A 21,019-nucleotide genomic window follows, 5' to 3' on the forward strand; every position below is an offset into this window, starting at 1 on the left:
CGCCGCGCATGCGCCCCCCCACCGATTCGTGATAAAAAATTGAATCAGCAAATTCTCGCTGCGGCGAGAGGTTTTTCAGCAGACTGTTAGAGGGCGTCAAGTCCCGCGTCGTTACCATTTGGGGAAACGCAGGAATGTACGTCGTCACTCTGGTCACGCAAAAGGGCGGAAGCGGCAAGAGCACGCTCACCGTGGGCCTTGCTGTCGCTGCGATGGAGGACGCAAACCGTGTTGCCGTGATTGAAGCAGATCCGCAAGGCACGGTATCAAGTTGGCGCCGACGGCGCACCAACCCCTATCCGCGCGTTGATCGGGTGGCCGATCGCGTTGAAATGGAGCACGCAATACCTCGCCTCAGGGCCGAGGGGGTCAGGCTCGCAATTGTCGACACTGCAGCCACGAACAACAACTTGAGCAGCTGCGCCATTTCGGTGGCGGATTTTTGTCTCATCCCGGCCCGTCCGAGTCCGGCAGATATAGAAGCTGCGCTGCCCACGCTTACCACCATTCGCAGGTTCAACCGCCGATTTGCCTTCGTCCTCAACCAAACGCCGCCTCGCGGCTATCGGCTGAGCGAAGCTGCGACGGCACTGAATTCGCTCGGAGTACTCGCGCTGCCCTTCATCGTCCAGCGCAACGACTACCAGGACGCGCTCGGGGCGGGTTTGGGCGTCACAGAATTTGCGCCCGAAGGAAAGGCCTCAGAGGAAATTCGCGCGTTGTGGGGCTGGGTTTCGAAACAACTCAACAGGGAGGCGGTCGTTCATGGGTAAACCGCGGTCAAGGCAGCCTGCTCATGCGCGCCCCGTTCGTCGCTCGCTCGTGGAGCTCACGGCCGCCGCAGTGAGCAGTGCCGCACGTGATGGAGTGCGAGTGACGTCGCCCGCTCCGATCGCGACTTTTTTCGAGGACCTGAAAGCGGGTGAAACCGCAGCTGAGAACTCTGACCAGCTCACCACGAGCATCACGGTTGCCCCTCCGGCCGCGGGGCATGCGGGCTCCTCGGCCGTGATCCAATTGCCTCATCCGGCCGACGTGCTCACCTCGAGCGCTCGCGCGATCTCGAATTCCGCCGACGGTACCACCGATATGGCCGTGGAGGCTGTGGAAGATCATCGGGCCCCTGTCCTGCAAAACCCGAAAGTCTGTGTGAGTGCCTCACCAGGTGATGTGAAGGACGTTGCCAGCCCAGAGTTTCCGAGCGGTCCAGCGCTGGAACCGTCGACCCAGGAGGCGAACAGCAGCCATGGTGCTGTAAGCTCGGAGAAGACGATCCCGGCGGCCACCATTGCTGCGACCGTTGCTGATTATCAGGCCAAGGCGTTTGGACTCACGGAGGCGAACATGAGCGCCGCACTGGATTACGCGCAGCAGCTGGTCAATCTAAGGTCGGCCTCCGATTTCATCAAATTGTCGAGCACGCATGCGCGAATACAGATCGAGTTGATGATCAAGCAGTCCAGCGAATTGCGGTCGCTTGCAATGAACTTGATGCCGTCCTACGACACCCACACCGCTGCTGATCCCCAGGTGTTGACAAAATCCACCGACCGGCCGTAGCGCGCGTTGGTTCCGAGCGTGATGACGAAAGGAAGTCATCACGCTCTCGTCTAACTCCCTGATCCATCCGTGATCACACGCGAGCTGTGGCTCTCTAGTGTCCCGAGTCACAAGTTCGCAATCATAGATTGCGCAGTAGATTCGCGTCGCTGTGCCAAGGATGGAGGCAAACGGCGACGGAGTCTCCAATGGCTGTCCAGCAACTTGCCCCCCTGATATTGAGCGATGATGAGCGGGCCGAACTGACGTCGCTGACGATGCGGCGGAAGACGGCGCAGGCGCTGGCTCTGAGAGCCCGGATCGTGCTGACCTGTGCGGAAGGTGGTCAGAACACGGAAGTGGCGGCCAAGCTCGGGCTGGACCGGGAGTTCCGCAAGTTCCTGGACGAGATCGAGGCTGCCGTACCGCGCGAACTCGACGTTCATCTCGTCATGGACAATTACGTCACGCACAAGACCCCAATGATCCGGAGATGGTTGGCCAAAAGGCCGCGTTGGCACGTGCACCTGACCCCGACCAGTTCGTCATGGCTCAACCAAGTCGAGCGCTTCTTCGCGCTCCTCACCGATAAGAAGATCAGGCGCGGCGTCTATCGCAGCGTCGCCGCCCTCAAGGCGGACATCGCCTTGTTCATCGAACGACACAACGCCGATCCCAAACCGTTCAGATGGACCAAATCCGCCGATGACATCCTTGCTTCCATCGAGCGCTTCTGCCGTTACAATGCCCCGGCAAAACACGACGCAATGCTGCGAACTTCTGGTTCAGGACACTAGATGCTGTCCTGCTAGTCCACCTTCGAGGCGCCAGCCCCGGAGATACGGCATGTCGGCTAATTCAGCTTGCCCTTTTGGATATCGGATGACGGATGTGTGGCCTTTGCCGAATTGCGCGCCTCCATCCGGTCAGCCATCATCCGAAGCTCATCCGCAAGAGCGGTTCCTTTCGGAACCGGATAATCGTGGGAAATGCGATCATTCATATAAACGCGGAAAAAGACTTCTTCCGCAGTCTCAACGATCTGCACTCGTTCGATGCCGGGAAGGCCCATGCTGTTTGCGGCCGGACTTCCAACCGCCTCCTCTAGCGAGGTCCTCAACGCGCCGATAAGGTCGGCCGTCTCTATTGTGCTTAGGGCGATTTCGTGTTCTCCGCGCTCATCGGTGAACCCAATAAGCACCATTCCATCGCGTGAATCCGTATAGGTTATTTTCATAATCTTGGCCCTCATTGGACCCTACTGCGATACGCGCCGCTGCCAACAGCCGGTGAAGTCCACGAACTTCCTGCGCCTCAGCGCCATACCCAATGGCGAAGGGGCGCCGACCAACTGCGGCTCAAATTACCTTCTCCGCTTTGCCAACGGGCATCCGCGAGCAAAGCCAATGGCTACGTTTCCCAAAAATCAAAAAGGGGCGACTTCAACGTGCGGCCATTGCGACTGCCGCCTTCAAATCCCCGAGCGCGAGCGAGATGCGAGCAACCCGTTCGGACTGTATGTCTATGCTTTCGCCTGCGCTTCCAACCGCGTAACTGCTAGGGCTCTATGACAAGGGCTCGGTTTTATGCGTCCTTCCATTTGATCGAGCAGCCAATGGACGGCTTTTGATCAGCCGGCGCTACACCGGTGGTCGCAATCGCGCGCATGGCCTCGACAAGCTCTCGGGGCGCCCCAGCGCGGGGCGGAGTTGTGCGGCCTTCGTCGAGCCGGCCGCGGTACTTGAGCTTGCGGTTGGCGCTGTAACCGAAGAAGTCCGGCGTACACACCGCCCCATACGCCCGCGCGACTGTCTGGGTCTCGTCGTGCAGATAGGGAAACGGGAAACCATGAGCCTTCGCGAAATGCTTCATATTCTCAAATGAATCTTCAGGATAGCTCGCCGCATCGTTCGAGCAAATCGCCGCAAAAGCCTACGCCCTCCGACATCAGCACCCGGGCGTCCGCAACCATGCGGTCGATCACCGCTTTGACATAGGGGCAATGGTTGCAGATGAAGACGACGACGGTGCCCTTTTCGCCCGCAAGGTCGTCCAGTGCGTAAGTCTTGCCGTCGGTCGCCGGAAGCCGAAACTCCGCCGCCGGCGTATCGAGAGTGACCTGGGTGGCGGTCATCGCCATCTCGCACCTCCTTGTGTCCGAAATATATGCCTGCACGACGTTGGCGCTAGCCGTCGGAAGGCGCGACCGCCGTGCAACTACTATTCGCAACCCGCGATGGCCGCTATGGCTCGAGCACGTTCCTATTGCTAGGAACAAGCGCAGCTAGTTTTTCTAAACGAGGTGGCTTCGGCCTTCTATGCTCCCTACGCCCTGCCGTGGCGAATGCATGAGCAGTTGGCTTGAGAAAAGAAGTTTACCGCATAAAGAGACGATAAGAAACATCCCATCGAGGTTTAGTTTTGAAATACCTCCTGACCTTTTGCATATGAACCATTACTTCCGGTATTCCCGGAGAAGCGAACATTCTCAGAGTCTGTCGGCATGTCTCAAAGGGGCCCATAAGCAGGCATTCTTATTGGATCAGCACTAAGATTCCCATCGCCTTGCATCCAAGCTAGGACGTCGTCGCGAGCGCCTGTTCAACCTGTTCGATTGCGTATTCGTACATTTCGTGCAGGGCCATGGCAGCGCCAAGCCGATTGGCCGCGTCGAAACGCGCGCTGCCCAGCACATCGCGCAAACGCGTCAGTGTCTCGGCAAGGTCGGGCACAAAGGGGTTGTGCTCAAAGGTTTTGGATAACGTGCCATTCAGCGTCGCCGCTTCGTCAGCGCGTCCGAGCCGGGCGAACAGCACAATGAGGTTTCCAAGTCCGTGCGAGATGAACATCAGTTCGGTCGAACGTCGGCCCACGCTCAACATCTTTTTGAAGCTCTGCAGCGCGCTGACTGGATGTCCGACTCGTGCCTGCAGCGCTGCGATCTCAAAAATGATCATGGTTTCCCAGAAGCGGTTGCCGGATTCGTTGGCGACGGCGAGGCCGCGGTCGAAGGCCGTCAGCGCAACCGTCGGTGCCGCCGCGGCGAAGGCCTTTCCCTTGGCCCAAAGTGCAATGCTTATCGAGGCGGGAACGCCGGTCGCCTCGACCCTGTTCAGGCTCTCCTCGGCCGCCGCCATTGCCTCGGCGTCGCGGCCGGCGACGGAGAGGAAATAGGGACGCATTGCGAGGCAGAAGCGATCCAACCGATCTGCCGCGTGACCGGCGCCGGCGTCCGCCGTCGCAACGGCCTCTTCCACCTTGCCTTCGTAGGACGCGACCATTGCCAGGTCGGTGAAGGCCCACGCGAACGGATCGAAATCTGAGCTACCGGCAAGCGCTATGGCCTCCAGTGCGTAGCGCCTCGCCTCGTCCATGCGGGCGAAGCTCCATGCGCTACTGGCGGCCCAAGTGAGCAGAACCGCAAGGCGCCGATGTCGCATCGCGCGGGCCGCATTTACGATTTCGGAAGCCCAATTGGCGGCTTCGTCGCGCACGCGAAAGCGCGCCATGTCGCCAATGTTGGAGGCGATCCGCCCTGCGATATCGATCTCGCCATGTTCCTTCGCCCATCGGAAGGCGACGCGCAGATTGCCCATTTCGCGATCGAGCCATTCATAGGCGTCGCGCTGCAGTGGGCTTAGCCAGATCTTGAAATGTGCGTCGGAGTCCCCTGCGAAATATTGCGCGTGGCGAAACCGAGCCGCCTCGCTTCCTCCCATCGCGGCGCATTGCGCCTCGCCGAACTGGCGTATGGTTTCCAGCATGCCATAACGGACTACGCCGCCAGAGCGTTCGACCGTCACCAGCGATTTGCGCACCAACGCGTCTAGCAAGTCGAGAGTATCATCTCCCGCTGCGCGTACCGCCTCTGCGGCCTCAAGCATGAAGCCGCCGGCGAACACTGACGCCCATGCGAGAACGGCCCGCTCCGGCGGCGACAGCAGGTCGTAGGACCATTGCACCGCGTGCCACAGAGTCTGATGGCGTTCGATGCCGCGGCGCAATCCGCCGCTCAGTAGTCGGAAGCGCTCGTCGAGCCGCTCGCGCAACTGTGACGGGCTGATCGCCTGCATTCGAGCGGCGGCAAGCTCGATGGCCAAAGGGATACCATCGAGCCGGCGGCAGATTTCGGTGACGACTGCGTCGTCGTCCCCGAGCGAGAACCTTGGTGCGACGGCGCGCGCACGTTCCACGAACAACTGCACCGCCGGAGAACCGGTGCCTTCGACATCGAGTGGCGCAACGGGCCAGGTCTGCTCACCATCGATCGCCAGCGCTTCTCGGCTGGTCGCAAACACTGTAACGTGCGGGCAATTCGCCATGATTTGCTGAACCAGCGACGCAATCGTTTCGATCAAATGCTCGCAATTGTCGAACACCAGTAGGAGATGACGGCCGCGAAGTGCATCCATGACGCTCTGTTCGATCGACCGGCCCGGCCGTTGCGTTACGCCCAGCACGCCGGCGACCGCATGACCGACCGCTCCGGGATCGGTGAGCGCCGCGAACTCGATGAGCCACGCGCCATCCGGATGTTTCGAAGCGACCCGATCCGCGACTTGGATTGCGAGCCGCGTCTTGCCGACCCCGCCGACACCAGTGAGAGTGAGGAGCCGGACATTCGACAGAAGCGCCATGACATCGGCTGTTTCCCGCTCTCGACCCAGGAAGCTCGTCGCGCGTGCCGGGAGGTTAGTCAGGACCTCCTCGGCGGCGGACTGTAAGATGCGTTCCTCGACCGCGCCGCAGAACCTGAAGCCGCGCCGCGCTATGGTCCGCAAATAGGTTTGCCGTTCGCCGCTGTCGCCAATTGCTTTTCGCGCTGCGCTAATCCGGCTGATCAACGTCGCTTCAGACACGATCCGGCCATTCCAGACCTGCTCGTACAGCTCGTCCTTACCCACGACCCGGTTGCGGTGCCTGACGAGATAAAGGAGGACTTCGAAAACCTGCGGCTCGACGTGCACCGATGCGCGATGGCGACGCAGCTCTCGCCGCTCGACGTCGAGTTCGCAGTCCGCAAACGCGTAGATCATCGGAAGCCCCGGACCCCAAGATTACCTGATATCGGGCGCTTCTCCAGCAAAAATGCAGGTCGTCTCAAGGACATTCGGGGCCGGTCTACTCATGATGCCGACGTTCGGAGCGGAGACTTCACCATGAACGACAAGCGGAACGACAGCGAGCGGACCTTCGCGGCCATCCGGCGCGGTAAGATCAAACCCGGAACGGCGGAGGAATTCGCCGTCCGCGTCAAAGCAGGGGCATTGCCGGTGATGAAAAAGATGGAGGGCTTCAAGGCGTATTTTCTCGTCGCCGGAGCCGACGACACGATTATCGCGGTGTCGCTGTTCACAAACAAAGCCACTGCCGAGACGTCGACCCAGACCCTGATGCCCTGGATCAAGGAAAATCTCGGTCCGCTTTTGGCATCGCCGACCGAGGCGATCGATGGCGAAGTTGTCGTCAGCGATTTGGCGTAGCCGGACGAGTTGTTCCACACCAGCAGCAGGCGGTCGAATTGGCGCAGCGGCTTGACGGCACAGGCGATCCGCGCCGCCGCGAACGAAGCCGCGGTGGTTTACGTGCGCGACCTGCAGCGAAACGTCTGTTCTGGGTCCAATCGCTACCGAAATCGGCTGTCCGCGCCACGTCCGCTTTCCTCATGATAGCGACCGAAGATCGGACATCGCGGGATGTCTGAAACGTGCCAAGCGGACCGGTTGTCTCAAGCGGCGACCTGAGTGTGAAAGGAACAAGAAGATCCCACTCCTTACGGTTGCCCGGCTTTCGCGCGAGGTCCTAGCCATCAACGCCCGTCGGCTCGCGCCACACTCGAAAGCAGCGCCGCGAGACAGCCCATCAGCAGAATCGCGCCTGCCACCAGTGGCACATCCGGCATCAGGATGGCCACCATGCCGGCGAGAGCGACAACTGCAAGGATCGCAAGTGCGAGTGCGCCGTCGTCGACGAACAGCCCGGCTAATTCGCGCAGCAGCATGGTCATGACAGGACCTCCCCCTTGGGACGGCGCACCAGCGCGACGGCCGCGCCGCTGACCGCCAGAAATATCGCCGCAAATGCAACGATCGCGAGATCCGCACCCGGCCAGGCCACGCCAAGCCCTTCACCAGTCCAGAACAGGCCGAACGCGGACAGCATCACGCCGACGGCGAATTTGAGCGTGTTTTCCGGGACCCGCGCCAGCGGCCGGTGCACGACCAGCCCGACCGCCGCGACCGCCAGACACGCCGCAACGGCGCCGACGCTGGCCGGAATGAGCATGCCGCGGCCGCTACCCAGCGCAATCACGATGAACACCACTTCAAACCCTTCCAGAAGCACCGCCTTGAAGGTCGTCAGCGTGGCGATCCAGTCGAGCCGCGTTTCATGGCGGCGGGCCTGCTCGCGCAACTCGGCCGTCTCGGTCGCGAACGCCTTCGCTTCATCGTGAAGCGGGATGATGCCTGCCGCGCGCAGGATCGCCTTTCGCAGCCACCGCATGCCGAACAGCAGGAGCAGGATGCCAATGACGAGTTGCAGCAGGTGCAGCGGCACATGATCGAGCAGCGGTCCGAGCGCCACGACGATGAGCGCCAGTACCATCAGGCCGGCGAGGACACCAAGCCCGGCCGGCCGCCAGCCGCGGACAAGGGCGACGGCGAGCACGATCGTCAGCGCTTCGACGGCCTCGACCAGCGAGGCCAGGAACGCGGCCGCCACGACCGGCCAAATGAGGGGTAGACTGCCTGTCATGCGAGCTCTCCAATTCGAACCGGCGACGCGAGGACGGGGTCGCGTTGTCTGGACGAAGTCCAGCAATACGCGACGGCTGTCATGAGCAGTATGCCTGCCCCACCGACGAGAAACTGAACCCACAGCGAATCGCGGCTCAATTCGATCGCGGCATGGGCGCAAAACGACAGGAGGATTCCAACGCAGAACACCTGAAGCGAGCTTTGGCCACACTTGATCAGCGGCGCCAGCGCGCGCCATTTTAGAATAGGCGAATCCGCCGGCGTGAACCTGACAACGACGACAGCAAGAGCCACGAAGTGAACGACCCGATAAGGCGCGAGATTGGTCTTGTCGTTGGGATCGAACGGCTCCAGCAGCCAATGTGGAAAATGCCCGCCGAAATCCGGTGCACAAATTGCGATCGTCACCACTAAGGCAAATACAAGATAGGCGATCGCCAGCCAGAACGCAGCCCTGGTTCGAACTAGCGGGTGAAGGGCACGGGCGCCGCCAAGTGCGCTCCAGGCGCCAAGGAAAAACAGCAGCTGCCAGGCAAACGGATTGAAATACCACAAGCCCGTCGGCGCCGCCGGCAGATTCCAGCCAAAATGCCTTGCGCCAAGATAGACGACGACCGAGCCGGCCAATGTCAAATTCGCATTGCGAACCATCAGCCACAAAGCCGGAGCAAACGTGCCCAACAACAGAACATAGAGCGGAAGTACGTCCAGATTAACGGGCTTGTATATCAAGGCCAGAGCCTGGATAAATTCCCGGAATGGCGCGCTCATGAAAAGCGCGACATTGAACTGGTTCAGGTCATCCGGATCGTGAAACTCGCGCGAGACGCTCGCAACAAGGGCGATATAGGTGACCACGACCACGATATGCGCGGCATACAGCTTGAGAGCGCGTTTTGCGAGCCGTAACGCGGCTGGCGTGTAGCCGCGCTCCACCATCAGTCGCGCGAACACCAAGGCCGCCGTGTAACCGGATATGAACACAAACAGGTCGGCGGCATCGCTGAAGCCGTAGTTCCTGATCGTGATCCAACTCAGCGCTTCATGCGGAATATGGTCCAAAAAGATTGCCCAGTTGGCCAGGCCGCGGAACAGGTCCAGCCTGACGTCTCGACCGGAGAAAGGAAGTCCCGCGCGGGCCTGCATGGGACGCCTTCTTCAGCGCGGCTGTGTCGTCGAAGGCGCTGCTGGTCCGGCTATCTTCGGTGTCGCGGCGGCGACTCGCACTGTGTCGCCGGCCGCCAGCGTTTCCGGGGGCTTGTTGATGATGCGGTCGGATGGCGACAGGCCGGCAAGGACCTCCACGCTGTCACCGAGATCGCGGCCGAGCTGAACGCCTTTGAGCGCCACCTTGCCGTTGCTGTCAACGGTCGCGACCTGCGTACCCTGACTGCCGGTGACCAGCGCGGTTGACGGGATATTCACTAAGTTCCCATCGGCCGGAATTTCGAAGTGCACATTGCAGTAGCTGCCGCCGAAGAATTTTCCGGCCGAATTGTCGGCCTGAAGCTCGACCTGCATGCTGTGCGAAGTCGGATTGATGGCTTTGGAAATATGGGTGACCGTGGCGCCGAATTGCATGCCGGGGTACTGCGGCATCTCGAACGTCGCCTTCATTCCCGGTGTCAGCCCGGCGGAGAACGATTGCGGCACCTGCACGTAGATCCGGACCCGATGCAGGTCGGAGACCTCGAACAGCGGCTGGCCCGAGCCGCCCGAGTTGATCAGCATCCCGAGCTCCACATTCCGGGCGGTCACCACCCCGTCAAAGGGAGCGGCCAGCGTCTTGAACGACTGCATCGCCTCGAGCTGCCGGACATTCGCTTCATTGGCGTCCACGACCGCCTCCTTCGCTTTCTCGTCGGCGGCGGTCTGATCCGCGAGCTGCTGCGCCACGATCTGCTTTTGCACCAGGATGTTGTTGCGGCTGGCGGTGAGCGAAGCAATTTGATAATTCGCCTTCACGCTTGCCAGCGTCGCCTTGGCCTGGCTCAGCTGCTGGTCGAGATCGGGAGCATCGATGGTGGCCAACACCTGCCCCGCCTTCACCGGCGAGCCGATGTCGTGATCCCAGCTCTTCACATAGCCGTTCACGCGCGCGAAAATCGCGGCCCTGTTGAAGGGCTGAATATTGCCCGGGAGCGTCAGCGTCTGGTGCGGGCTGCCGGGGATCAGTTGAGCGAGAGCAACGGTCGGGATTGCCTGCGCGTGGGTCCAATCCACGACTTCCTGCTTGCTCTGCGCGCGGTTGACGAAGCCATAGCCCACCACGATGGCCGCGAGCAACGCCGCCGCACTCGCGACCGTCAGGAGGCTCCGCCGACTCGGAACTTTGATGTCTTTTTCGGTAGCCATTTTTCCTCGTTCTCCAATCAATGCGACGGCGCGGCTTCGGCGTCGGACTTGTTTGCAGCGCCATGCTGCCGTCCATGCACCAGGCTGAAGATCGTGGGCACCAGAAACAGCGTGGCGCAGGTGGCGAAGATCAGTCCGCCGATCACGGCGCGCCCCAACGGGGTGTTCTGCCCGGGCTCGATCGCCATCGGCAGCATGCCGATCACCATGGCAAGCGCCGTCATCAGCACCGGGCGGAACCGGGCGCCGCCGGCCTCGAACGCGGCCTGCACGGCACTGGCGCCCGCCGCCATCCGCTCACGGGCAAAGCTGATCACCAAAATGCTGTTGGCGGTCGCCACGCCCATGCACATGATGGCGCCGGTCAGCGCCGGAACGGAAAGCGTCGTGCCGGTGCCAAACAGGACCCAGACGATGCCGGCCAGCGCGGTCGGCAAGGCCGTCACGATGACGAAGGGATCGACCCAGGACTGAAAATTGATGACGATCAGCAGATAGATCAGCACGATCGCCGCCGCGAGACCGACCAAGAGCTGCTGATAGGCGCTCGTCATCGTGCTCACCTGACCGCGCAGCGCGACGCTCGCGCCCTTCGGCAGATCCTTGGCGGTAGCGTGGATCGCACTCTGGATGTCGGCGGCGAGCGCGCCGAGATCGCGCCCCTGCGGCGTCGCGTAGATGTCGATCACCGGCTGCACATTGTAGTGTGACACCACGGCGTTGCTGTTGCTGCGGTGCACCTGCGCCAAACCCCCAAGCAGCTGGGTGTTGGCGGCGGTCGCGGACGTCACCGGAATGTTCTTCAGGCCGGTCATGGTGTTGATGTCGCGCTGCGGGGTCTGCACCGAGACCGCGTAGGACACGCCATTGGTCGGGTTCAGCCAGTAGGTGGGCGCCGACTGCGAGCTTCCCGACAAGGTCGTCAGCATCGCCGTCGCGACATCCTTTTCGGTGAGGCCGGCAAGCGAAGTGAGCGAGCGGTCGACATTGACGTCGAGGGTCGGCTGCTGGAACGCCTGCTGGATGCGCGCATCGGCGATGCCGGGAATGGCCCTGATCCTTGTCAGCAGTGCATTTGCATATTTGCGATCCGCCACCAGATCCCTGCCCGCGACCTGCAGATCGATGGGCGCCGGGACGCCGAAATTCAAGACCTGGCTGACAATGTCCGCCGGGAGGAAGGCAAAGCTCGTACCGGGGAACTGCTGCGGCAGCTTTTCGCGCAAGGTCTTGATGTAGTCGTCGGTCGGCGCGTGATTGGGCTTGAGGCTGATCAGGATATCGGCATCGCCGACGCCGATGGTGCCGGAGTTGTTGTAGGCCATGTTGATGCCGCTGACGCTGAGCCCGATATTGCTCACGATGCCGTCGAGCTCGCTGGCCGGAATGACGCCGTGGATCGCCGTCGCGATCCGGTCGGTCAGGCTCGTCGTTTCCTCGATCCGCGTTCCGGTGGGGGCGCGGATATGCAGCTTGATCTGGCCGCCATCGACGGTCGGGAAAAAGTCCTGCCCGAGATAGGGCGCCAGCCCAAACGACAGGATGCTGAAGACCAGAAATCCAGCGATCACCTTGACCCGGTTGCGCAGGCAGAGCTGCAGCAGGCCCTGATAGGCCTTGCGCACACTTTCGAACATGCGCTCAAAGCCGCGCTGGAAACGGGCGAGCGGATTGCGCCTGGGCTTGGTTCCGTCGACCCCATCAGCCGAGCCGTGGACGTGCTGATTGCGCAGGAGATAGTTCGCCAGTGTCGGCACCAGCGTGCGCGACAGCACATAGGAAGCTGCCAGTGCGAGCATCACCGCTTCGGCGAGTGGCCGGAACAGGTAACCGGCCACGCCGCCAAGCCCGAACATCGGCACGAAGGCGATGCAGATGCAGAGCAGCGATACGGTGGCCGGCACCACGATCTGCTGTGCACCGTCGAGGATGGCGGGCTCGATCGCCTTGCCCTGCTCCAGATGCCAATTGATGTTCTCGATCGTGACGGTCGCGTCATCGACCAGGATGCCGACCGCGAGGGCCAGGCCGCCGAGCGTCATGACGTTGATGGTCTCGCCCAAGAGCGAAAGGCCGGTCAGCGCCGCCAGGATCGCCAGCGGGATCGAGAGCGTGATGATCAGGGTCGAGCGCCAGCTGCCCAGGAACAGCAGGATCATCGCCCCCGTCAGCGCCGCTGCGATCACGCCTTCCCGGACGACGCTGGAGACCGCGTCGGTCACAAACACCGACTGATCGCCGACTGCGGTCAGCTTCAGGCTATCCGGCAGCGTCTGCGATACCGACGGCAGCAGGCTCTTGACGCCATTGATGATGTCGAGCGTCGAGCTTGCGCCCGCCTTCATGATGGTCAAGAGCACGGCGCTGGCGCCGTTGACGTGGACGGCGTTGGTCTGCGGCGGACTGCCGTCATGCACATAGGCGACGTCGCGCATATAGATAACGGTGCCGTTGACGGTCTTGATCGGAAGGTCATTGAAGGCTTCGACCGCTTTGGGCGAGTCGTTCAGGTTCACGGTATATTCGTAGGAGCCGATCTTCTGGGTTCCGACCGGGGTGATCAAATTCTGCAATGAAAGCGCGTTGATCACGTCGTTCGCCGACACGCCGTATTGATGCAGCGCCTGCTGGTTGAGGTCGGCCTGGACCTGGCGCACTTTGCCGCCGAACGGAAGCGGCAGCGCGGCAGCTGGAACCGGGGCCAGCGCCGGGCGAATGAAATTCAGCGCTGAATCGAAGATTTGCGTCTCGGACATCTGATCGCTCGACAGCGCAAGCTGCAGAATCGGCACGCTAGAGGCGTTGAAGCTCAGGATCAGTGGCGGGGTGATGCCGGGCGGCATCTGCTTCAGGACGGTCTGCGACATGCCGTTGACCTGCGCCAGCGCGGCATTGATGTTCACGGTCGGCTGGAAGAAGATCTTGATGATCCCGTAGTTCACAATCGACTGCGATTCGATATGCTCGATATCGTTGACGCTGTTGGGTAGCGAGCGTTCGTAGAACGTGACGATGCGGCCGGCCATGTCGTCGGCCGGCAGGCCGGTATAGCTGAACACCACGCTGATAACGGGGATGTTGATGTTCGGAAAGATGTCGGTTGGCGTGCGCAGCGCTGATGCCGTGCCGAAGAGCAGGATCAGCACCGCCATAACGATGAACGTATACGGCCGCTGCAGGGCGAGCCGGACGATTCCGATCATGTGCTTCTCCCACGTGAACCGATGCCTCGCGGCCGCTCCTCAGGCGGCCGCCCCAACGCCGGCATCCCTGTCTCGAAGCCCGCGAGGTGCAGTTCTCCGATCAAGAATGGGAATCTAGGATTGAGTTTTGCATGCGTAAAATGCATTCTCTTCATCCTCACATGCGCACTTTGAATTCTGATGGAGTTCTAGTCGCTTGACCAAGACGCCCAGGCTGGCTGCACTTGATCTGAACCTGCTGGTGGTGTTCGACGCCATCATGCGGGAGCGATCCGTCACGCGGGCAGGCCAACGACTTGGCCTCAGCCAGCCTGCGATGAGTCACGCGCTGACGCGGTTGCGTCACATGCTGAAGGACGAATTGTTCGTCCGCAGCCCGGACGGGATGACGCCGACGCCGCGGGCCGAGCAGCTCGCCACGCCGATCAGGATCGCGCTCGACGGGTTGCAGCAATCGCTGGAGCCCGACCAGTTCGATCCATCAAAGGCGACGACAACGTTTAGCATTGCCGTCGACAACTATGCGGCGATCGTCCTGGTCGCTCCGATCGCAGCCTACGTCGCCAGGACTGCTCCTGGGGTGAGACTGGATTTTCGGCCGAGCGGCACCTTGGACATTCTCGAACAGCTTGATCGAAACGAACTGCATCTGGCGATCGGGCCATCGGCCGCTCAAGGCGAGCGCTTCTCGCGCAGGCGGCTATTGCAGGATCAATTCGTCGTGGTGCATCGCAAGGGGCATCCAGCGGCGAAAGCACGGGAATTCTCGACCGAGAAGCTGGCAACGCTGCCCCAGCTGGAAATCTCGTCTGCCCGGTTCGGCCCCGATTTTATCGAAAACGGACCTGCCAGATCAAAGCCGCCTCAAGGAGCCGCGATGCGTGCGCCATTTCTGGCGGCGGCGCAAATTCTGTCGACATCGGATTTGGTGTCGGTGCTGCCCCTCAACGTAGCCAAAAGCATGACGAGGTCTCACCACCTGGTTTTCCGTCGACTCTCGCGCTCGCCCAAGCCGATCGAAGCTGCCATGATCTGGCTGCGGCGGCTTGACAACCAGCCTGCGCATGCATGGCTACGCGATGTCATCAGCCGCGTGACCAGCGAGGTTCGGGATAGCTGAAGGTCATTTCTCCGCGGTTCCTACTGTAGCGGGATGCCGTCACACGCTCCCGCCCTTACTATTCTTTAGGGCAGTGAGTGATCAATGCTGCGGCCCTTGCCCGAAGACCGAGCTGGCCCAACCGGTCGGCAGGTCGCCGAGCTCGACCCAGATAACACGTGGAAAAGTCGAAGGCTTCAATTCGGGCTCCTGCCCTGTGTTAGCAGATCGACGGGGGGCGGGCCGGAAGGTTGCGTCTCGCGCGGGAACCAAGTCGATGCTGGTGACGACGGAGCGGCGGGCCGCGATCAGGGCGCTGCGTGGACGGATTTCGATGCTGCGGGAGGCGGGCGCCTTACGCGAGGGTGAGAAGCACGCCTGGATGGGCCATGCCGACCCGCACAGCCGCGACTGCGCTCTGCTCAAAGGGAGACGTTTAGCCAACTTCATCGAACAGGACTTGCTCGCTAGTTCGAAGGTATTTAGCGGCCTCGTCACGCGCGCGAATGAACGTAGGCTGTTAGCATTGCGGACCCGCTTGTCCTTTCGGACAGAGTTACCTGCACGACAGCTGACTCTACTATTTGTTTTGGGATACCCGCTGTAGTTGATCATCGAGCGCGACGGATCATGGCGCTCGATGAGCTGGGGGGCGATGCGGGCAACGACGATGAGCAGCGTCGGTGAGAATCTTGCGCATCGGGGGCATCCGGACTACTTCGCGGCGGGCGGCAGGAGCTTGTGGTCGATCAGGGACTGCAGCGCATTGCGGAACGATTCCTCGGTGTCAATCGTCTTTGTGAACCCAGCCTGGCGCAGCTTGACGGTGCTCACGAACGCCCGCGGTCCTTCCGGGGCGCCGTAGGCGAACGCGAAATCCGCGTGCTGGTCGCCCTGGCCCACCAGCTCCCGTAGGTTCCGCGAGCGAAGATTGTACTTCGCGACGATCTGGTCCCAGATATCCGCGTTTTCCTTGAGGTAGGCTGCCACGCTCGTTGGCATGTCCGGCCCGATTTCGACACCAAGGGTTCCGGCCAGCGCCGGCCACACATTGCGCCACTCGAACACGTCGCCGTTAGTGATATTGAACGCCTGGTTTGCCGCCTGGGACGATTGCGCAGCCCAGACCATCACGTCGGCGACGAGGTCTGCATCGGCGGCTTCCCAGACGAACGACGGACCGCCAGGAAAGCCGAATGGTTCACCCTTCTCGCGCCGGATTGCCGCGTAGACACCGATAGCAGGCACTACGTTCAACGCGCCTGGGGTGGGACCGGTGACGAGCTGTGGACGTAGAGCCGTGTAGTTGAAGCCGTGCCGGGCGCCCATCTCACGAACATAGGCTTCCTGGTCGAAGAAGAAGTTCTGGTGATCCTTACGCGCATCACGTTCGCGGGCCGGGATCGGGATCGGGTGCAGGTGCACGCCGTAGATCTTCGTTCCCTGGAGAATGCTGACGTGTTGGAAATTGAAGGCGGTGCCCACGATCGGCTCGACCACGTTGCGCAGCATGGTGTTGTTGGTCTCAATCTGTTCCTTGCTCGACCAGCCGGCGACCAGCTCGGGTTTCTCGTGCAGAGCGGTATAGGCGATGTGCGTGATGTCAGTCAGCGACTCGAACGCGGCGCGAGACGCTTTCTCGTCCCGGAGATCGACCGATAGAAACTCAACATCCCGGCCGCTGGGTAGCTCGGGCTTGCGGCGCGAGACACCGACCACCTCCCAGCCGGCGGAAAGAAACTTCTCAATCGCGGCGACCCCCAACAGGCCACTTGCACCCGTGACCAGCACCTTGTTCGGAACGATCTTGCTTTGATTGATCGCGCTCATGATTCTGAACTCCTTGTTTAACGAGGAGGTTTACTCGTCGCAGGTGTCTATGCGGACGTCGCGTTGACCTCGAGCCACTTCGCCATGTTGGCCGCGGCATCGCCATAGAAAGTCCGATAAAGATCTTCGGTGACGTAGCCGATGTGAGGTGTCGCGAGGACGTTGTCCAGCTTCCGGAAGGGGTGATCAGGAGGCAACGGCTCCACGTCGAATACGTCGACCGCTGCGCCGGCGATCCTGCGCGTCTGCAGCGCCTCGATCAGGGCCGCGTCATCGATGATTGGACCCCGTGATGTGTTCACGAACCTGGCGGTCGGCTTCATGAGGGCGAACTCGGGCGCCCCGATCAGGCCTCTAGTGCGGCCGCTCAGGACGAGATGCACCGTGACGACATCCGCCTCGCGGAACAGCGTCTGCTTGTCGACGAGGGTGGCACCGGCGGCGCTGGCCTTCTCCTCGGTCAGGTTCTGGCTCCAGGCGATCACCTTCATGCCGAAGGCGAGACCGATGCGCGCGACTTCTCTTCCGATGTTGCCCAACCCGACGACCCCGAGGCTTTTGCCGCGCAAGTTCGAGCCGAGCCCGGTCTGCCACCCACCCGCCTTCAGCGAGGCGGCCTCCCGGTCGATGCCCCGCATGCTTGCCAGGATCAGCGACCAGGCGAACTCGATGGTCGGAGTGGAATCGTAGCCCGTCGCGGTGACAGCGATACCGAGATCGGTCGCGGCCTGGGTGTCGATGGAGGCGTTTCGCGGTCCTGTGGAAGCTATCAGCTTCAGGTTCGGCAGCTGCTGCAGGACCTCCCTTGCAAGCGGCGTGCGTTCGCGCATGACGCATACCACCTCGAATGGCCGCAACCGTTCGACGACTGCCGAGGGATCGGCGACATGGTCGTTGAACACGGTGATCTCGGCGTGCCGCCGGACGTTAGACCAATCGGCAAGTCGCAGCGCCACGTTCTGGTAGTCGTCGAGGATCGCAACCTTCATGGGCCCTTCCTTCACTGCTTGGCGACAAAGAACTCGGCCAGAGCTCCCGCAACGGCTTTGGGATCGTTTTCCATCGGAATGTGGCCTGCCGACTTGATCCGGACGAGCCTCGTCTCCGGAATCTCGCGTGCGTAGCGTTCGGCATAATCAACCGTTTGGAATCCGTCGTCTTCACCCCAGACGAGAAGCTTGGGCTTCTTCGACTGTAGCAGAGCTGGCAGCATCTCCATGGTGTAGCGGTGGTCGGCAGCGCCGGCGAGCGCCAGCCAGGACCGGGCGACCCTGGGGTCTGTCCAGGGATCAAGATATTCGGTGATCTCGGCTTCGCTTGCGGGGCGGCCGAGCGCCTTCACGACGGACACTCGGCGCGCGGCCAGAACGTCATCCCGCGTCGTCGCGGCAGCCACTGCCGGATCCCGGAAGCGGGCAACGCCAGGCACCGGCCAGGAATCGTACATGATGCCGTTCACCACGGCTACGCGCGGTACCTCCACCTTCCCGGCGAGCATCAGATGCTGCGCGACGCCTCCACCGATGTCGTGGCCGGCGACCATGACCGGTCCCTTGTGCCCGAGCGCTTCGAGGAAACGCAGCAGCCAGGCGGAGAGTCGCGGGACCGAAGCCTCGCTCACGGTGAGCTCGCCGCCGGAGCGGCCGAAGCCGGGGAAATCGACCGCCACCGGGCGAAGGCCCGCGGCAGCGATGCCGTCGAGCACAGGCTGCCAGACGCGGCTCCAATAGGTGCCGTGAAGCAGGAGCACCAGGGGGCCGCCCTCACCGGCGGTGAGGTAGCTGATCGCAACGCCGCCTACATCGACTGTCTCGCGCCTCGTCATCGGACGATCCTCCTCACATGGTCCTTGTCGAGCCCGATGGCCTCATAGGGCCTAACCGCGTGCTCCAGCTTCGCGAAAACGTCTTCGTATCCGAGCGCCTCGCCGTAGGGATCGACGTAGGTGTACCCGCCGGTCACGTGAAAGAGCGTGGCCATTTCCTTGACGTCATCCGGAACGACGAGGGTGTGCGCCTCGCCGGGCGGCTCGAATGCGTAGTCGCCTGGGGTCGCGCCCCAGTCGTGCTCGAGGTAGCGCCATCTTCCGCGCAGCGTGAAGGCATGCACCCGTCCGGAATGGCGGTGGCGCGACAGCACGCCGGAGGACCGAACCCGAAGGATGTTGATATAGTAGCCCTGACTCACGTTCAGGACGAGCGGCCTGAACGCAACTGTCGGCGACTGCGGGACCAATTCGCGTTCGTCCTCGTCAAGTTCCAGCGCGGAGCCGATGAAGACATCCGGCACCATGCCTGCGGGCTGAGGTTTCTGGTACGCGATCTTGCTCTGATCGATCGACCGGCGCTCGGGCGCCTGGTGTTGCTCCGATGAAGACGTGGCCGTCTTTTTACCCTCCAACATGCAAATGGGACGTCGGGAGACTTGCGGCTCTTTCCCGTCAAACTGCCAACGCCTTTGCGGCGGTCTGTCCGAACAGGATCTTCTTCCCTTCTTCCGTGACGGTTGGACGGTTTGAATACGGCTCGCCTCTGGCGTAGGCCCGCTGCGTCCCGGAACGCTGGCGTACCGTGTCGAACCAGCGCCGAAGGTTCGGGAAGTCGTCCAGATTCTGCTGCTGGCGTTTCCAGGGAACGATCCAGGGATAGGAAGCCATGTCGGCGATGCTATAGCCGTCGCCACCGACGAACGTGCGGTTTTCGAGATGACGATCGAGAACACCGTAAAGACGGTTCGTCTCCTTCGTGTAGCGGTCGACTGCGTAAGGAATTTTGGTCGGGGCGTAGAGCCCGAAGTGGTGGTTCTGTCCGGCCATCGGCCCCAGCCCGCCCACTTGCCAGAACAGCCACTCAGTCGCGGTCTTGCGGCCGCGGACGTCCTTCGGCAGGAAGCGACCGGTCTTCTCGGCCAGGTACAACAGGATGGCGCCCGACTCGAACACACTAACCGGTTCGCCGCCGTCGGCCGGGGCGGTATCGATGATCGCCGGCATGCGGTTGTTTGGCGAGATGGCGAGGAAGTCTGGCTTGAACTGATCGCCGGCGCTGATGTCGACCGGGTGGATCGTGTAGTCCAGTCCCGCTTCCTCCAGGAACATCGTGATCTTGTGGCCATTCGGCGTGGGCCAGTAGTAGAGGTCGATCATTTCGGTCTCCTTGACTTGTTCGCCAAATGCGAAGCTGCAAACGCTGCCCCCGGGCTAAAAAGGCCAACTCGCAACAGTGACGGACGTTGGTACGCCAGCCTCAAGGCAACACCTTCTGATGCTTCAAAGCGCACTCAGGCCACCATCGACGACGAGATCGGCGCCAGCAACGTAACTGCCCTCGTCCGAAGCCAGGAACAGCGCTGCGGCCGCAATCTCCTCAGGCCGGCCGAGGCGACCTAGCGGTGTAGCAGCCTTAAAGCTGGCCCGGATCGCGTCTGCGCCTTCTTTCGTGGCCGACTGGGCATCGATGATGGGCGTGTCGATTGCTCCCGGGCTGATGGCATTGACGCGGATTCCGCGGTCCTTGAGTTCTGCCGTCCAAGTGCGCACAAACGAGCGCACGGCAGCCTTGGTTGCGCTATAGCTAGTGTAGTTGGGAATGCCCTTGAACGCAGCGATGGAGGAGGTGAGAACGATGGCGCCGCCGTCGCTGATCAGGGGAAGCGCTTTCTGGACGGTGAAGAGAAGTCCGCGCACGTTAGTGCCGAAAGTCTTGTCGAAATTCTCTTCCGTCGTGTCGACCAGCGACTGCGGATCTATGAAACCCGAGTTGGCGACCAGGACATCGATGCTCCCCTTCTCTTCCCTGATTCTTACAAAGAGACGATCGAGATCACGAGTGTTTTGAACGTCGCCCTGCACGGCCGCCACGCGCGGTCCGATCAGGGCGGCGGCCAGGTCGAGCTCGCTCTGTCGACGGCCAAAAATGTAGACGAAGGCCCCCTCTCTCACGAAACGCTGAGCCGTCGCCAGTCCGATGCCGCTACTGCCGCCCGTGATGACGGCGACTTTGCCTTGCAACCTCGACATCGCTTTACTCCTTGTCATCCTGCGTTCGTCGAATTCATGCGAAGAACCTAACGAAGACCCCGGTGACGGCTAGTTAGGTGGGTGGATTAGGTTTTATTCCGTCGGGGAATGAACATGCGGACGAGCGGACTGACGGCCGTGTTGACAAGCGCATTCACCTTCGCAACTCGTCATTTTGATACTTCGACCAACGCAGTGGCTTGCGCGACCACGAGGA

At 61.7% G+C, this 21,019-nt stretch carries 17 protein-coding genes and 2 pseudogenes; 5 read left to right on the top strand and 14 right to left on the bottom strand.

Going from position 1 to position 21,019, the window contains the following annotated elements; genetic code table 11:
- Positions 1–134 precede the first annotated feature (134 nt).
- From ACFFWD_RS11355 to ACFFWD_RS11365, 3 genes and pseudogenes are all read left to right on the top strand, one after another.
- Positions 135–773, top strand: a complete 639-nt coding sequence (locus tag ACFFWD_RS11355) for a nucleotide-binding protein (protein WP_376964968.1) — start codon at positions 135–137, stop codon at positions 771–773.
- A gap of 100 nt (positions 774–873) precedes the next feature.
- Positions 874–1,560 (top strand): phasin family protein, encoded by a 687-nt coding sequence (locus ACFFWD_RS11360; protein ID WP_376964970.1) that lies wholly within the window; start codon positions 874–876, stop codon positions 1,558–1,560.
- 365 nt (positions 1,561–1,925) lie between these two features.
- Positions 1,926–2,336, top strand: a pseudogene (locus ACFFWD_RS11365) (transposase); the annotation flags it as partial.
- A gap of 56 nt (positions 2,337–2,392) precedes the next feature.
- Here ACFFWD_RS11365 and ACFFWD_RS11370 read toward each other — a convergent pair.
- The 3 genes and pseudogenes from ACFFWD_RS11370 to ACFFWD_RS11380 form a co-directional block, all read right to left on the bottom strand.
- Entirely contained in the window at positions 2,393–2,791 is a 399-nt protein-coding gene (locus ACFFWD_RS11370) for a hypothetical protein (protein ID WP_376964972.1), read from the bottom strand.
- Between the two features lie 332 nt (positions 2,792–3,123).
- Positions 3,124–3,679 (bottom strand): annotated as a pseudogene (locus ACFFWD_RS11375) (thioredoxin family protein).
- 436 nt (positions 3,680–4,115) lie between these two features.
- Positions 4,116–6,506, bottom strand: coding sequence for an ATP-binding protein (locus ACFFWD_RS11380; RefSeq protein WP_376964974.1), 2,391 nt, complete (start codon positions 6,504–6,506; stop codon positions 4,116–4,118).
- Positions 6,507–6,698: 192 nt separating this feature from the next.
- Between ACFFWD_RS11380 and ACFFWD_RS11385 the strand changes: the two genes are divergently transcribed.
- A complete protein-coding gene (locus tag ACFFWD_RS11385) occupies positions 6,699–7,022 on the top strand; it encodes an antibiotic biosynthesis monooxygenase (protein ID WP_376964976.1) in 324 nt (107 codons plus the stop codon).
- 326 nt (positions 7,023–7,348) lie between these two features.
- On the opposite strand, the gene ACFFWD_RS11390 is transcribed toward ACFFWD_RS11385, so the two are convergent.
- The 5 genes from ACFFWD_RS11390 to ACFFWD_RS11410 form a co-directional block, all read right to left on the bottom strand.
- Positions 7,349–7,546: a hypothetical protein gene (locus ACFFWD_RS11390; protein ID WP_376964978.1), complete on the bottom strand. Its 198-nt coding sequence runs from the start codon at positions 7,544–7,546 to the stop codon at positions 7,349–7,351.
- Positions 7,543–8,295, bottom strand: coding sequence for a COG4280 domain-containing protein (locus ACFFWD_RS11395; RefSeq protein ID WP_376964980.1), 753 nt, complete (start codon positions 8,293–8,295; stop codon positions 7,543–7,545). Before ACFFWD_RS11395 ends, ACFFWD_RS11390 begins: the two co-directional genes overlap by 4 nt.
- Positions 8,292–9,443, bottom strand: coding sequence for an OpgC domain-containing protein (locus tag ACFFWD_RS11400; protein ID WP_376964982.1), 1,152 nt, complete (start codon positions 9,441–9,443; stop codon positions 8,292–8,294). The genes ACFFWD_RS11395 and ACFFWD_RS11400 overlap by 4 nt, the downstream gene beginning before the upstream one ends.
- A gap of 12 nt (positions 9,444–9,455) precedes the next feature.
- On the bottom strand, positions 9,456–10,583 hold the full coding sequence (locus ACFFWD_RS11405; protein ID WP_376964984.1) for an efflux RND transporter periplasmic adaptor subunit: 1,128 nt from the start codon (positions 10,581–10,583) through the stop codon (positions 9,456–9,458).
- A gap of 86 nt (positions 10,584–10,669) precedes the next feature.
- Positions 10,670–13,855 carry an efflux RND transporter permease subunit gene (locus ACFFWD_RS11410; RefSeq protein ID WP_376964986.1) on the bottom strand — a complete coding sequence of 1,062 codons (3,186 nt, stop codon included), beginning with the start codon at positions 13,853–13,855 and terminating at the stop codon, positions 10,670–10,672.
- A 241-nt stretch (positions 13,856–14,096) separates the two neighbouring features.
- Here ACFFWD_RS11410 and ACFFWD_RS11415 point away from each other — a divergent pair, with 241 nt between their 5' ends.
- Positions 14,097–14,975 carry a LysR family transcriptional regulator gene (locus tag ACFFWD_RS11415; protein ID WP_376965025.1) on the top strand — a complete coding sequence of 293 codons (879 nt, stop codon included), beginning with the start codon at positions 14,097–14,099 and terminating at the stop codon, positions 14,973–14,975.
- Positions 14,976–15,668: 693 nt separating this feature from the next.
- On the opposite strand, the gene ACFFWD_RS11420 is transcribed toward ACFFWD_RS11415, so the two are convergent.
- The 6 genes from ACFFWD_RS11420 to ACFFWD_RS11445 all read right to left on the bottom strand — a co-directional run bounded on the left by ACFFWD_RS11420 (position 15,669) and on the right by ACFFWD_RS11445 (position 20,802).
- A complete protein-coding gene (locus ACFFWD_RS11420; protein WP_376964988.1) occupies positions 15,669–16,784 on the bottom strand; it encodes an SDR family oxidoreductase in 1,116 nt (371 codons plus the stop codon).
- A 47-nt stretch (positions 16,785–16,831) separates the two neighbouring features.
- Positions 16,832–17,773, bottom strand: coding sequence for a D-2-hydroxyacid dehydrogenase family protein (locus ACFFWD_RS11425; protein WP_376964990.1), 942 nt, complete (start codon positions 17,771–17,773; stop codon positions 16,832–16,834).
- A gap of 11 nt (positions 17,774–17,784) precedes the next feature.
- Entirely contained in the window at positions 17,785–18,609 is an 825-nt protein-coding gene (locus tag ACFFWD_RS11430; protein ID WP_376964992.1) for an alpha/beta fold hydrolase, read from the bottom strand.
- Positions 18,606–19,076: a 2,4'-dihydroxyacetophenone dioxygenase family protein gene (locus ACFFWD_RS11435; protein WP_376965027.1), complete on the bottom strand. Its 471-nt coding sequence runs from the start codon at positions 19,074–19,076 to the stop codon at positions 18,606–18,608. The genes ACFFWD_RS11430 and ACFFWD_RS11435 overlap by 4 nt, the downstream gene beginning before the upstream one ends.
- Before the next feature lie 148 nt (positions 19,077–19,224).
- Positions 19,225–19,929, bottom strand: coding sequence for a glutathione binding-like protein (locus tag ACFFWD_RS11440; protein ID WP_376964994.1), 705 nt, complete (start codon positions 19,927–19,929; stop codon positions 19,225–19,227).
- A 123-nt stretch (positions 19,930–20,052) separates the two neighbouring features.
- A complete protein-coding gene (locus tag ACFFWD_RS11445; RefSeq protein ID WP_376964996.1) occupies positions 20,053–20,802 on the bottom strand; it encodes an SDR family NAD(P)-dependent oxidoreductase in 750 nt (249 codons plus the stop codon).
- Positions 20,803–21,019: the final 217 nt, after the last annotated feature.

Origin of the sequence: Bradyrhizobium erythrophlei (assembly GCF_042430365.1) — a bacterium.
GTDB classification, from domain to species: Bacteria; Pseudomonadota; Alphaproteobacteria; order Rhizobiales; family Xanthobacteraceae; genus Bradyrhizobium; species Bradyrhizobium erythrophlei.

Bases quoted from the DNA above. Each gene is read 5' to 3' on its own strand.
- ACFFWD_RS11355 (WP_376964968.1), top strand. From the start codon at position 135: ATGTACGTCGTCACTCTGGTCACGCAAAAGGGCGGAAGCGGCAAGAGC.
- ACFFWD_RS11370 (WP_376964972.1), bottom strand. From the start codon at position 2,791: ATGAGGGCCAAGATTATGAAAATAACCTATACGGATTCACGCGATGGA.
- ACFFWD_RS11385 (WP_376964976.1), top strand. From the start codon at position 6,699: ATGAACGACAAGCGGAACGACAGCGAGCGGACCTTCGCGGCCATCCGG.
- ACFFWD_RS11390 (WP_376964978.1), bottom strand. From the start codon at position 7,546: ATGACCATGCTGCTGCGCGAATTAGCCGGGCTGTTCGTCGACGACGGC.
- ACFFWD_RS11395 (WP_376964980.1), bottom strand. From the start codon at position 8,295: ATGACAGGCAGTCTACCCCTCATTTGGCCGGTCGTGGCGGCCGCGTTC.
- ACFFWD_RS11400 (WP_376964982.1), bottom strand. From the start codon at position 9,443: ATGCAGGCCCGCGCGGGACTTCCTTTCTCCGGTCGAGACGTCAGGCTG.
- ACFFWD_RS11410 (WP_376964986.1), bottom strand. From the start codon at position 13,855: ATGATCGGAATCGTCCGGCTCGCCCTGCAGCGGCCGTATACGTTCATC.
- ACFFWD_RS11420 (WP_376964988.1), bottom strand. From the start codon at position 16,784: ATGAGCGCGATCAATCAAAGCAAGATCGTTCCGAACAAGGTGCTGGTC.
- ACFFWD_RS11425 (WP_376964990.1), bottom strand. From the start codon at position 17,773: ATGAAGGTTGCGATCCTCGACGACTACCAGAACGTGGCGCTGCGACTT.
- ACFFWD_RS11430 (WP_376964992.1), bottom strand. From the start codon at position 18,609: ATGACGAGGCGCGAGACAGTCGATGTAGGCGGCGTTGCGATCAGCTAC.
- ACFFWD_RS11435 (WP_376965027.1), bottom strand. From the start codon at position 19,076: ATGGTGCCGGATGTCTTCATCGGCTCCGCGCTGGAACTTGACGAGGAC.
- ACFFWD_RS11440 (WP_376964994.1), bottom strand. From the start codon at position 19,929: ATGATCGACCTCTACTACTGGCCCACGCCGAATGGCCACAAGATCACG.
- ACFFWD_RS11445 (WP_376964996.1), bottom strand. From the start codon at position 20,802: ATGTCGAGGTTGCAAGGCAAAGTCGCCGTCATCACGGGCGGCAGTAGC.